Annotated in this window: 12 protein-coding genes, 1 pseudogene and 1 riboswitch; of the genes and pseudogenes, 9 read left to right on the top strand and 4 right to left on the bottom strand. The window is 41.7% G+C overall.

Annotated elements, in window-relative coordinates; genetic code table 11:
• The first annotated feature begins 51 nt into the window (after positions 1 to 51).
• Positions 52 to 140: riboswitch (TPP riboswitch) on the top strand.
• Positions 141 to 182: 42 nt separating this feature from the next.
• The 4 genes from thiB to bioB all read left to right on the top strand — a co-directional run bounded on the left by thiB (position 183) and on the right by bioB (position 4,586).
• Positions 183 to 1,187, top strand: a complete 1,005-nt coding sequence (gene thiB / locus L5B71_RS02695; RefSeq protein WP_265756849.1) for a thiamine ABC transporter substrate binding subunit — start codon at positions 183 to 185, stop codon at positions 1,185 to 1,187.
• Between the two features lie 35 nt (positions 1,188 to 1,222).
• Positions 1,223 to 2,794: a thiamine/thiamine pyrophosphate ABC transporter permease ThiP gene (gene thiP, locus L5B71_RS02690; protein ID WP_265757775.1), complete on the top strand. Its 1,572-nt coding sequence runs from the start codon at positions 1,223 to 1,225 to the stop codon at positions 2,792 to 2,794.
• A 76-nt stretch (positions 2,795 to 2,870) separates the two neighbouring features.
• Positions 2,871 to 3,524 carry a thiamine ABC transporter ATP-binding protein gene (thiQ, locus tag L5B71_RS02685; protein WP_265756848.1) on the top strand — a complete coding sequence of 218 codons (654 nt, stop codon included), beginning with the start codon at positions 2,871 to 2,873 and terminating at the stop codon, positions 3,522 to 3,524.
• 39 nt (positions 3,525 to 3,563) lie between these two features.
• Entirely contained in the window at positions 3,564 to 4,586 is a 1,023-nt protein-coding gene (bioB, locus tag L5B71_RS02680; protein WP_265756847.1) for a biotin synthase BioB, read from the top strand.
• 673 nt (positions 4,587 to 5,259) lie between these two features.
• On the opposite strand, the gene L5B71_RS02675 is transcribed toward bioB, so the two are convergent.
• The gene (locus tag L5B71_RS02675; protein WP_265756846.1) at positions 5,260 to 5,385 is read right to left on the bottom strand and encodes a hypothetical protein; all 126 of its coding nucleotides are present in this window, start codon (positions 5,383 to 5,385) and stop codon (positions 5,260 to 5,262) included.
• Positions 5,386 to 5,440: 55 nt separating this feature from the next.
• Complete coding sequence (locus L5B71_RS02670; protein ID WP_265756845.1) at positions 5,441 to 6,334, bottom strand: LysR family transcriptional regulator; 894 nt, start codon at positions 6,332 to 6,334, stop codon at positions 5,441 to 5,443.
• Positions 6,335 to 6,685: 351 nt separating this feature from the next.
• On the opposite strand from L5B71_RS02670, the gene L5B71_RS02665 reads away from it, so the two are divergent.
• The 3 genes and pseudogenes from L5B71_RS02665 to L5B71_RS02655 all read left to right on the top strand — a co-directional run bounded on the left by L5B71_RS02665 (position 6,686) and on the right by L5B71_RS02655 (position 9,232).
• Positions 6,686 to 7,747, top strand: coding sequence for an NADH:flavin oxidoreductase/NADH oxidase (locus L5B71_RS02665; protein ID WP_265756844.1), 1,062 nt, complete (start codon positions 6,686 to 6,688; stop codon positions 7,745 to 7,747).
• A 95-nt stretch (positions 7,748 to 7,842) separates the two neighbouring features.
• A complete protein-coding gene (locus L5B71_RS02660; protein WP_265756843.1) occupies positions 7,843 to 8,502 on the top strand; it encodes an NAD(P)H-dependent oxidoreductase in 660 nt (219 codons plus the stop codon).
• A gap of 103 nt (positions 8,503 to 8,605) precedes the next feature.
• Positions 8,606 to 9,232 (top strand): annotated as a pseudogene (locus L5B71_RS02655) (IS1595 family transposase).
• A 136-nt stretch (positions 9,233 to 9,368) separates the two neighbouring features.
• On the opposite strand, the gene L5B71_RS02650 reads toward L5B71_RS02655, so the two are convergent.
• The gene (locus tag L5B71_RS02650) at positions 9,369 to 9,767 is read right to left on the bottom strand and encodes a MerR family transcriptional regulator (RefSeq protein ID WP_013746097.1); all 399 of its coding nucleotides are present in this window, start codon (positions 9,765 to 9,767) and stop codon (positions 9,369 to 9,371) included.
• A 69-nt stretch (positions 9,768 to 9,836) separates the two neighbouring features.
• Here L5B71_RS02650 and L5B71_RS02645 point away from each other — a divergent pair, with 69 nt between their 5' ends.
• Both L5B71_RS02645 and L5B71_RS02640 read left to right on the top strand, forming a co-directional pair.
• The gene (locus L5B71_RS02645; protein ID WP_265756842.1) at positions 9,837 to 10,451 is read left to right on the top strand and encodes a cation diffusion facilitator family transporter; all 615 of its coding nucleotides are present in this window, start codon (positions 9,837 to 9,839) and stop codon (positions 10,449 to 10,451) included.
• 231 nt (positions 10,452 to 10,682) lie between these two features.
• The gene (locus tag L5B71_RS02640) at positions 10,683 to 11,111 is read left to right on the top strand and encodes a hypothetical protein (protein WP_265756841.1); all 429 of its coding nucleotides are present in this window, start codon (positions 10,683 to 10,685) and stop codon (positions 11,109 to 11,111) included.
• A gap of 150 nt (positions 11,112 to 11,261) precedes the next feature.
• Here L5B71_RS02640 and L5B71_RS02635 read toward each other — a convergent pair whose 3' ends face one another.
• Positions 11,262 to 12,116 (bottom strand): MBL fold metallo-hydrolase, encoded by an 855-nt coding sequence (locus tag L5B71_RS02635; protein ID WP_265756840.1) that lies wholly within the window; start codon positions 12,114 to 12,116, stop codon positions 11,262 to 11,264.
• Between the last annotated feature and the right edge of the window lie 34 nt (positions 12,117 to 12,150).

Genomic DNA, 12,150 nt, shown 5'->3' with positions numbered 1-12,150 from the left:
TAGATTGCATTAGCAACGGAAAATTACTACACTGAAAGCCGAGCTAAAAGCTCAGATTAGTCGGGGTGCTTGATAGCTGAGATCATACCCGTGAACCTGATACAGTTAATACTGACGTAGGAAACTAATTTCTTTGCTGTTTGCGTCAATATTGCTGGTCGTTTTTTATGGAAGGAAACACTATGCAATTCAAAAAATCTTTTTCTCTTACTTTTCTTACCGCACTTTTTAGTACTCACCTTGTGGCGGCACAAAGCCCTGAAAATGTGCAAGTTTACACTTATGATAGCTTTAGCGCAGATTGGGGCGCAGGTCCCAAAGTGAAAGCATTGTTTGAGCAGACCCACCCGCAATGTCGGGTAAATTATGTGCCTTTTGATAGTACTGGCGTGATGTTTAACCGCATTCGCCTTGAAGGGAAAAAAAGTAAAGCAGATATTGTGCTAGGCTTAGATCAAACAATGCTTGATGAAGCAAGAAAAACACAATTATTTGCTGAAAATAACGTGCCAACGGAACAACTGTCTTTGCCAGTGAAGTGGCAAGACAAGGTATTCTTACCTTATGATTTTGGCGCTTATGCCTTTGTTTATCATAAAGAAAAATTACCAAATCCACCAAAAAACCTAAAAGAATTAGTGGATAACCAACAACTTCGCGTCATTTACCAAGATCCGCGCACCAGTGGCGTAGGACGTGGGTTAGTGATCTTAATGAATGAAGTTTATGGTGATGATGTGGGCGCTGCGTGGAAAAAACTGGCTAGCCATACTGTTACCGTGGGCAAAGGTTGGTCGGAAACCTATGGCGCATTTTTAAAAGGCGAAGCGGATTTAGTATTTAGCTATAACACGTCACCGCTTTATCACTTATTAAATGATAAAGATGCCAATTACGCCGCCACAGATTTTGCTGAAGGGCAAGTGTTACAAATTGAAACCGCTGCACGAATGGCAAATCACCCGAATGCTTGTGCAGATGCCTTTATGCAATTTTTGATCTCACCACAGGCACAAAGCCAAATTTCACAAAAAAATGTGATGTTTGCCGTGATTGATGAAAAAATTGAACCGCACTTTGATGCCTTAAAACAAGCGCAGCAAAGCAAAACCACCTTGGGTAGTGGCGTCAATGCAGAACAATTAAAACAATGGACGAACACTTGGCAAGCCAGCTTAACAAAATAATTCGCCGTAACTTGCAAAAATTCCCCCTGTCTTCAATGGCTGGGGGAATTAGTGTGATTTTGCTGTTAGGTGCATTTTATCTGTTTGCCTTAAGTGCGGTGTTAAATCTTGGCAATGATCATCAATGGACGACACTTTGGCAAGATAGCTATGTGCGCCACGTTATCGCGTTTAGTTTTGGGCAAGCTTTTTTATCGGCGTTTTTATCTGTACTGGTTGGCGTGTTTTTTGCCCGCGCGTTTTTTTACCAAGATTTCCGTGGCAAACCACTGATTTTAAAATTATTTTCTCTCACTTTCGTGTTGCCTGCCTTGGTGGCTGTGCTAGGCTTGCTTGGAATTTACGGACATTCAGGCTGGCTGGCAACTTTATTTTCCGCTCTTGAGATTGATTGGAAACCCAATATTTACGGTTTGAGTGGTATTTTAATCGCCCATTTATTTTTTAATATTCCTCTGGCAAGTCGTTTATTTTTGCAGGCGCTCTCAAGCATTCCCAATCAGCAACGGCAGCTCAGTTCACAACTGAATATTCGCGGTTGGCAGTTTATCCGTTTGATCGAATTACCTTATTTACGCCAACAGTTTTTGCCGGCGTTTACTTTAATTTTTATGCTGTGCTTCACCAGTTTTGCCATTGTGCTAACCCTTGGCGGCGGGCCAGCTTACACCACCTTAGAAGTGGCAATTTATCAAGCGATTTTGTTTGAATTTGATTTAGCGAAAGCCGCAATGCTCGCGTTATTACAATGTGGGTTTTGCGTACTGTTGCTTGCGCTCAGCAGTTTGTTTAACAGCAAAGATCCGAGCCAGCTTAATTTGCGTCATTTTTGGCGAGAAAAACAAACAAGTGCGGTGCAAATTTGGCAAGTTTTTTGTGTGAGCAGTGTGCTGATTTTTCTCTTTTCTCCGCTACTTTATATGGTAGTGGCTGGCTTAGATTGGCAGGCGTGGCAGAAAGTGGCTGTCAATCCCCAGTTATGGCGCGCCTTGGGGTATTCTTTAAGTATCGCCCTATGTTCTGCGTTATTTGCGATTTTATTTTCAATGGCATTGCTCTTTTTGGCTCGCCGTTTAGCTTGGCAACATCACCGTTATTGTGCCAATTTAATTAGCAATATGGGAATGATCGTGCTTGCGATCCCCACCTTGGTGGTGGCGCTAGGGTTGTTTATTCGTTTACGAGAAATAGATTTTCAGCCGTGGCATTTATTGCTGATTGTGGCATTTTGTAATGGCATTTTGGCGATGCCTTTTGTGATCCGCACGCTTTCTGTGCCAATGTATCAAAATAGGCAATATGATCGCCTTTGCCAATCTCTTGGCGTGCAAGGTTGGCAACGCTGGAAATGGGTGGAATGGCAAGCCCTCAATGCGCCAATGCGATATGCTTTCGCCTTGGCTTGTGCTTTATCTTTGGGGGATTTCACCGCCATTGCTTTATTTGGTAATCAAGATTTTATTTCTCTGCCGTATTTGCTCTATCAGCAATTAGGCTCATATCGTATGCAAGAAGCGAGCGTAACCGCCTTGCTTTTATTATTGTTATGTGGCGCGTTATTTGTGCTGATTGAGCGTTCACAAAAGCAGGGCAAAGATAAAATTTGAAAAAATTGCACCGCACTTTATCTTTGCATTTTGGTATGTTTACCGCATTCTTTCGTTTTATGATTTAGGCAACACGATGATTAAACTGGATACTTATTTTCATTACCCCAATCAAGCGATGCACTTTAAGCTGCATATTCCCACAGGACAACGGGCAGCCATTGTGGGGGCGAGTGGAGCAGGCAAAAGTACCTTGCTCAACCTTATTGCAGGATTTGAATTGGCGGACAAAGGGGAGATTTGGCTTGATGGGCAAAATCACACCTTTAGCGCACCCCATCAACGCCCTGTTTCAATGTTGTTCCAAGAGAATAATTTGTTCACCCATTTGACGGTAGCGCAGAACATTGCTTTAGGGCTAAAGCCAAGCCTAAATCTTAGCGAGTTAGAAAAAAAACAAGTGGCGGAAGTCGCAAGTGCGGTGGGATTAGGGGATTTTTTAGAACGTTTGCCCAACGCCCTTTCAGGTGGACAAAAACAACGTGTCGCCTTGGCGCGTTGTCTGTTGCGCGATAAACCCATTTTATTGCTTGATGAACCTTTTTCCGCCCTTGATCCCCATTTACGCCAAGAAATGCTGTATTTATTGGATAAGTTATGCCAGCAGAAAAATTTGACCTTGCTTATTGTGACGCATCAACCTGATGAATTAACAGGAAAAATTGATCGCCTTTTGATGGTTGAAAATGGTAGGATTAGTGATAAACCATTACCCGAATTAAAAATTTAAGTCTAAAATAGACCGCACTTTTTACAACAAGGATAATTTATGACAACCACAAACATTCAAATTCCCTCTTTAACACCGCATCCAACGCTAGAATACTGGTCAGTGTGTAAAGTGGAAGCTTTATTTGAAACGCCTTTTTTAGAGCTTGTGTACCGTGCTGCACAGGTTCATCGTGAGAATTTCAATCCACGCGCGATCCAACTTTCCACCTTAATGTCAATTAAAACAGGTGGTTGCCCAGAGGATTGTGGTTATTGTCCGCAATCGGCGCGTTATCAAACCGGCGTGCAAAATCAGCAACTGATTGATGTTGATGAAATTGTAGAAAAGGCGAAGGTGGCGAAATCCCGTGGTGCAAGCCGTTTCTGTATGGGGGCGGCGTGGCGTGGACCAAAACCAAAAGACATTGAAAAAATTACCACCATCATTAAAGCAGTGAAAGATCTTGGCTTAGAAACTTGTGGCACATTTGGCTTATTGCAAGATGGAATGGCAGAAGATCTGAAAAAAGCCGGACTAGATTATTACAACCATAATATCGACACTGCGCCAGAACATTACGAAAAAATCATTGGCACACGCCAATTTGATGATCGCATAAACACACTTGGCAAAGTGCGTAAAGCAGGCTTAAAAGTATGTTGTGGAGGGATTGTGGGAATGGACGAAACTCGCAAAGAGCGTGCAGCCTTTATTGCCAGCCTTGCCAACCTTGACCCACAACCAGAATCTGTGCCAATTAACCAATTAGTTAAAGTCGAAGGTACGCCATTAGCAGAAGCCGCAGAATTAGATTGGACAGAGTTTGTTCGCACCATCGCCGTTGCGCGTATTGTAATGCCAAAAAGCTATGTGCGTTTATCCGCAGGACGTCAGGGTATGTCGGAAGAAATGCAAGCAATGTGCTTTATGGCGGGTGCAAACTCCATTTTCTACGGTGATAAATTATTGGTTACCGAAAATCCAGAAGAAGACGGCGATCAACTGCTTATGGCAAAACTCGATCTTGAGCCAGAAACGGAAGAAACTCGTTTTCTGAAAGAGAAGGTTAGCGAACAGTAATCTGGTAATTATAAATGAAATAGAGGGGCTAATTTAATCTGCCCCTTATTTGGGGGACCGTGCAATATTTTCGCCATCATTTGATACGCCGACAAGGTCTCCAAACTGATGCTATTTCAAAAACTTGCGCATATCCTGAAAGCTCAATGTATCATTAAAAAGTCATTATAATAGTGACAATATTATTTGAGGAATGCGACTGAATAAATCCGAAGTATAACGTTAAACATTTCGGCCAACTAACATTAAATTAGCAAATGAAGCTAACATTAAAAACTAGCCATTCTAGCGAAATTATTTAATTGATGTTCTTTTTATTTCTCTTCGTATCACATAGAATTTAAATAACTTTCAACCAGTTCTTGAATGTATTTAATCTTATTTTTATCTTGGATATATTTATCCTTATTTTTATCAGTCATCATAAATCCTATTGGCAAAGTTACAGGATAAGCATTATTTACTAGGCAATGCTGATTGTCTCTTAATATTTTGGAGAGATTAATCAGAATTTCCTATGTATTACTTTATTTTACAATTTGCTTTTAAGCTTCTTTCTTGCAGGCGCTTACGGTTGGCTTGGTTGCTGTAGTCTTCGTCGGCGTGCCTAGTCTTATTTCAAACTTGAACGAGTATAGTAAAAATTCGTGTAAAATGGAATTTTGCAAAGGTCTCAAGTTAATTGATGCTTATGATAAGGGCTAAGCAAGTCCGTTCTCTGCTCGCCAGAATCCAATAATGATTGGCTATTTGATTTCATACCCAAGCCAAAGATAAATAAGCCAAACTGTTTAATCATAGAAAAATCAGATAGATATCCTGTTTAGACAAAATCATTAGCCTTGTTAAAAAACTTATCCCACCATCTCCACCAACACTTCTCTCAACCATTGATGCGCGATGTCTTGCTCGGTGCGTTCGTGCCACGCCATCATCATTGTGAAGCCTTGCACCTCAATGGGCGGGGCTTGCAGGTGAACATTGGGCAGGGTTTGGGCGAGGTGTTCGGGCAACACCGCCACTAAGTCTGAATCTTGCAGTAGTTGGGGCAGTAGGGAAATGTGGTTGACGGATACCATCACTTTGCGTTGCCGTCCGAGTTTTTGCAGGGCAAGGTCAGTGGCGCCACTAAATTCTCCGCCGTTATAAGACAGCATCGCAAAAGGCAATTGACAAAATTGCTCTAAAGACAGGGTTTGATTGGCAACAGGGTGGGTTTTGCTCATCGCGCAGACATAACGCTCTTCATAGAGCATCATTTGGGGGAGATTGGCACAGAGATGTTGCTGGCTGACGAGGGCAAGGTCAATTTTATTTTCTTCAAACAATCTGTTGATGTTTTGTCCTTGTACGGGCAGTAGGGCTATTTTGACTTTTGGGGCAAGCCGTCTTAACCGCAAAATCAGGGGCAAGGCGATGATTTGCTGAACATAATCCATCGCGGCAATGCGTAAAGTCATCGTGAGATGTTCAGGCTTTAAGACGGGGGGCTGAAGCATTGCACTGATTTCTTGAAGGATTTTTTTGGCACTTTGTCCAAGCTGTAAGGCTCTGTCGGTTGGCTGCATACCGTGCTGTACTCGCACGAACAAGGGGTCGTCAAAGCTTTCTCGTAGGCGGTTTAAGATACCGCTCATCGCAGGTTGGGTGATGGATAGGCGCTTTGCTGCTCGACTGACATTGCATTCGTCAAGCAACACAACAAAGGCTTTGAGTAGGTTGAAGTCAAGGGTTCTAATATCAGTCATTATTATAACTAAGCATCAATACAATTAATTTAGCAAATAGTAGCATTTGCCAATGATGGAATTCAAGTGGTGTGTGGGGGTATGTTGCCGTGATGGGGAAATGGTTTGATGATTAAAAAGGGAAATATATTTTTTGAGGTAGCCTGATGTTTATTATTTTAGTGCTATTGACTTTTTTACAAGCCTTGTTTGGTAACTCAGTCGCTATATATCCCAGTCAATGAAGCGAAAATCAAGGATTCTAATATCATTCATTCTTATAACAGTATATAAAATAATCGATTTGAATAAATAGTAGGGGCGCTTTATCATAAGCGTCACTTATTTTTACTTACCTGTAAGGAGTGTGTGATGGCAAAGTTTAGAAAACTATTAACCCCTTTTAAAATCAAAAATCTTGAACTAAAAAACCGCGTGGTGATGCCGCCAATGTGTCAATATTCAGCGGTGGACGGCGTGCCCAATGATTGGCATTTATTGCATTACAGCAGCCGTGCGGTCGGCGGTGTTGGCTTGATTATTGTGGAGATGACCAATGTTGCGCCCAACGGTCGGATTACGCAGCACTGCTTGGGGTTGTGGAATGATGAGCAGCAAGCGGCGTTTAAAAAACTGACCGATAGCGTCCACAAACACGGAGCAAAAATCGGTGTACAGATTGCTCACGCTGGGCGTAAGGCTCAAGATGAACCCAATGCGGTTGCGCCAAGTGCCATTCATTATGGTGAATTGGATTATGCTGGGCAGAATTTGGTGACGCCAAAAGAGTTAAGCACCGAAGAAGTTAAAGACTTGGTACAGGCCTTTCAAAATTCAGTGAAAAGAGCGGTAGATGCTGGTTTTGATACCATTGAAATTCACGGCGCGCACGGCTATTTGATTCATCAATTTTATTCACCAAAATCCAATCAACGCACCGATGAATACGGTCAAGACAAAGCGCTTTTTGGGGTGGAGGTGATTCAGGCTGCCCGTGCGGTGATGCCTGAGAATATGCCACTGATTGTGCGAATTTCTGCCCAAGAATATGGCGAAAACGGCTTTGATATTGATTACGGCGTGCAAGTGGCAAAACGCTTTGCGGACGCGGGGGCTGATGTGCTAGATGTGAGTGGCGGTGGCGATGGCGTGTTGCATAAGGGTAATCACCCTGAATTTTATGCAGGTTATCAGGTGGCGTTTGCCAGAAAAGTGAAAGAGGCAACAGGCAAGCCTGTGATTGCGGTTGGGATGCTGGATAATCCTGCGGTGGCAGATCACGTGTTAGGCGTGGACGATGCGGATTTGGTGGCAGTCGGACGCGGTTTATTGCGAGATCCTTACTGGGTGCTAAACGCACAATATCAGCAAAATGCGGTAGATGGCAGTGAAATGCAGTTTGTGCCAAGACAATATGAGCGTGGGTTTGCATAACCATTTGCAAAATAAGGAAAAAACATACCGCTTGTATAGATTGGGCGGTGTGTTTCTAAGTTATTTATAGACCAATTTTTATTTCTGGAGCTTATATGCAATTTTTTAATAAAGACGATGTGTTAAATGCCTTTCACTATCGAGCTTCTACTCGCTCTTATGATGGCACTAAAAAAATCAGTGATGAAGATTTTCGCTACATTTTGGAGCTGGGGCGGTTAAGCCCAAGTTCGGTGGGGTCAGAACCGTGGCAGTTTTTGGTATTGCAAAATGCCGATATTCGCCAAAAAATCAAACCTTACTGCTGGGGCATTCCCACAATGGAAACCGCCAGTCATTTGGTGGTGATTTTAGCTAAGAAAAATGCCCGTTATGACAGCCCCTATTTTGCTGAAATAATGTCTCGCCGTGGACTGGAGAGTGAAGCCAAGGCAAAAGCATTAGCGATATATCAAAAATTCCAAGAGCAAGATATAGCCATTTTGGACAGCGAACGCAGTCTATTTGATTGGGCGAGTAAACAAACCTACATAGCATTAGCCAATATGATGACGGGCGCTGCGATGATTGGGGTGGACTCTTGTCCGATTGAAGGCTTTGATTATCAAAAAGTGAATGAGATTTTGGCTAAGAGCGGTCTGTTTGACCCGAGTGAATGGGCGGTATCTGTGATGGTAACTTTTGGTTACCGTGATAAAGAAATCCGTAAAAAAGCCCGTAAAGATTTTGAAGAAGTCGTGAAGTTTGTAGAGTAATAAACTTAATAATTAAAAAATGATTTAGGAGTAATAAAAGATGAAATTAAAAGGGGCTGTCCTAGATAACAAGGGAATTAAACTTTAGGTTAGAATTTCCCTTATGAGAAAAAGTCGTCTAAGTCAGTACAAACAAAATAAACTCATTGAACTTTTCGTAGCAGGTGTAACTGCCCGTACAGCAGCAGAATGAGTTGATGTAAACAAAAACACCGCAGCTTATTATTTTCATTGTTTAGGTTTACTCATCTTTCAAAATAGTTCACATCTAGAAATGTTTGATGGTGAGGTTGAAGTCGATGAAAGCTATTTTGGCGGACACAGAAAAGGCAGACGCGGTCGTGGGGCAGTAGCAAAGATCGCAGTATTTGGGCTTTTGAAACGAAACGGCAAGGTTTATACAGTTTCCGTACCGAACACTCAAACTGCTACTTTGTTGCCAATTATTCGTGAACAGGTTAAGCCGGACAGTATTGTTTACACCGATTGCTACCGCAGTTATGACGTACTTGATGTGAGTGAATTTGCCCATTATCGGATTAATCACCGTACCCATTTTGGTGAAAAACAAAATCACATTAACGGAATTGAGAACTTTTGGAATCAAGTGAAACGGCATTTGCGTAAGTTTAATGGCATACCTAAAGAGCATTTTGAGCTGTATTTGAAAGAGTGCGAGTGGCGTTTCAATAACAGCGAGATAAAAGTTCAGTTTTCTATTTTAAAATAATTAGTAAAGCAGAATTTATCCTAGTTATCTAGTACAGCCCCTTAAATATTTGTTTAAAACACCGTTTGGAGCAATTCAAGCGGTGTTTTTGTGTGGAAATTTTGCAAAAATGAACTTTCAGGCTGCCTGAAAAACATTATCCTTTATCTTTAATACTTTTAATGATTTGACAATTTTCAATTTCTTTATTTTGACAACCAATAATTTGTTCCAAAAATGATTTAACTTCTTGTAATTGCTTAATTTGTTCGTTGATATGTGATAAATGTTTTTGGGTTAATTCATCAACATCATCACATTGATGATTGGGAGTTGTTTGAAATGTCAATAAGACCTGAATGTCATTTAAAGAAAAACCGATATTGCGACAAGTTTTAATAAAGCGTAATTGTTCTAGCTGATTTTCATCAAAAACTCGGTAGCCATTAGCTTGAAAAGTTGGCTTGATTAAGCCTTGTTTTTCATAATAACGAATGGTTTCTAAATGCACGCCTGTTTGTTCACTGGCTTGTTTAATTTGAAAAATTTTTGACATTGTACTTGACTCTGTAATAACTACGGAGTTTATATTATAGCAAATTTCAATCATCTTTCGGAGTTTGTTATGGCGTGCCAAAGTTGTTGCAGTTCAAATCAGCCCATTCATCAATCACCCAAGTACAAAAAAGCCTTGTGGATTGCCTTGATATTAAATTTATCAATGTTCTTTGTGGAAATTGTAATGGGGATTAAATCGGGTTCAACTTCGCTGTTGTCGGACAGCTTGGATTTCTTGGGCGATAGTGCCAATTATTTGATAAGTTTGATTGTTTTGCCAATGGCATTAAGTTACCGTGCCAAAGCATCTATGGTTAAGGGACTAACGATGGGCGTTTTTGGCTTATTTATTTTAATTACAACCATTTATCGTGCGTTTTATGGGGAAATTCCCAGTTATAGCGAAATGAGTATTGTGGGATTTTTGGCGTTATTGGTGAATGTGTCGGCATTGTTGATATTATTAAAATTCCGTGATGGCGACAGTAATGTCCGAAGTGTATGGGTATGTTCTCGCAATGATGCGATTGGTAATGTGGCGGTGATTTTGGCTGGCATAGCAGTTTATTTTTTTCAATCAAAATATCCTGATTTAATTGTGGCGTTTATTTTGGCATTTTTAGCATTACAAGCCAGTCAAGAAATCATCAAAAGGGCTTGGGTGGAAGTAAAAGTCAGTTAATTTATAAACACCGTTTGAATTTGATTTTCAAGCGGTGTTTTTGTTTGAGAATTTTGCAAAATAACTTTCAGGCAGCCTGAAAAACCTACATCCCTTTATTTTCCAGCGATTTTCGGTTTATCCACCACACCAGCGACAACATCACAGGCACTTCAACCAACACGCCCACCACCGTTGCCAACTTTAACTTTTAGCGACAAATTTACCCTGCACGACGCACAAGAGCCGATATTGCTAGAGTATATTCCTAATGCCCACAGCCAATCAGATGTGCTGGTCTATCTGCCTAAATCCAATGTGATTCATATGGGCGATATTTTGTTTAATGAGCGTTATCCCTACATTGATGTAAATGCAGGTGGTGGCATCAATGGAATGATTGAGGGTGTGCAGCGCGGGATTGCTTTGGCAGATGAACAGACAAAAATTATTGCAGGACACGGCAAAACCACCAATCAAGCTGGCTTAAAAGAGTATCTAAATATGCTGGTTTCAGTGCGTGATGCAGTGCAAAAACAAAAAGCACAAGGCAAAACCCTCGCTCAAATCCAAGCCAGCAAACCCATCGCACAGTGGGACAGCGTCTATACCAATCAGCTAATTAGCCCAGAGCGGTTTGTGGAGTCGGTGTTTAATAGCTTACCATCTGCGCAAAAATAGGAGAGGTGATAAGTAATTAAGGCGGTGAGTGCTAAGTCATTTTGTTATCGATATGCATAGTCAATGGCGTAGTTTTCAGACTGCCTGAAAGTCAATTTCTAATAGCAAAAAACCGTCCAAAATTCAGACGGTTTTTATCAAAGCTAACGATTAAAACGCTATCTTCTCGCCATCATTTGGCACGCTGACGCGGTCGCCAAATTGATGCTGTTTCACATACTCGCGCATATCGTGGCGGCTGACCGCACCGTGATTAACTGCGTCCATATGCACCGTGATGATTTTGGCATTAGGGGCTGCCTGATAGGCGTGAGCAACATCTTCTTTACCCATAATAATGCCGTCATTTGGGAAGGCATTCGTGCGTGCTGAACCTGTATTCATCACCAATACTTCTGGATTGTGGTTGATTAACGCTTTATTCACATCAGCCGTCCATAAAGTATCGCCCATCACATACAGGGTTTTATGTTGTGGGGCTGTAAACACCACGCCCATTGCATCACCCAATAGTTTGCCTAAAGGTGCTACGGCATACATCTCTGGCGTACCGTGTGCACCGCCTGCTTTGTGTAGGGTTACTTTACCGATGGTGGTGCTTTCGCCGATGACGCGTACATCTTTAAAGCCTTGTTCGCGAATCAGTTTGGCATCAGCTTCATTTTGCACAATGATGGGTAGGTTTTTAGGCAATAATTTTTGCGCCGCAGGATCCCAATGGTCTAGATGAGTGTGGGTTACTACCACCGCATCCACGCCTTTCCAAGCTTCTTTAGCAGGCATTGGTAGTTCAATCAATGGGTTGCGAAGCTGGCTATTGAGCGTTTGCGCAAAGCCTTCATACGCCCCTTTTTTTCCCAACATCGGGTCAATTAAAAAAGTTTCGCCAGCGTAATCCACTTTGGCAGTGGCGTTACGAATATGTTGATAGACATCAGCAGCATAGGCTTGTGTGGCAAGCGCTGTGCTGATGATTGCTGAAAAGATGATTTTTTTAAAAGACATAATAGTTCCTCTGTGTTCAAAATAGAAACGATAT

The organism is Avibacterium sp. 21-586, from assembly GCF_026226775.1.
In the GTDB taxonomy this organism is placed as follows: Bacteria; Pseudomonadota; Gammaproteobacteria; order Enterobacterales; family Pasteurellaceae; genus Avibacterium.
Note: the sequence above shows the minus strand (reverse complement) of the source record. Positions and strands in the feature narration are given on the sequence as shown.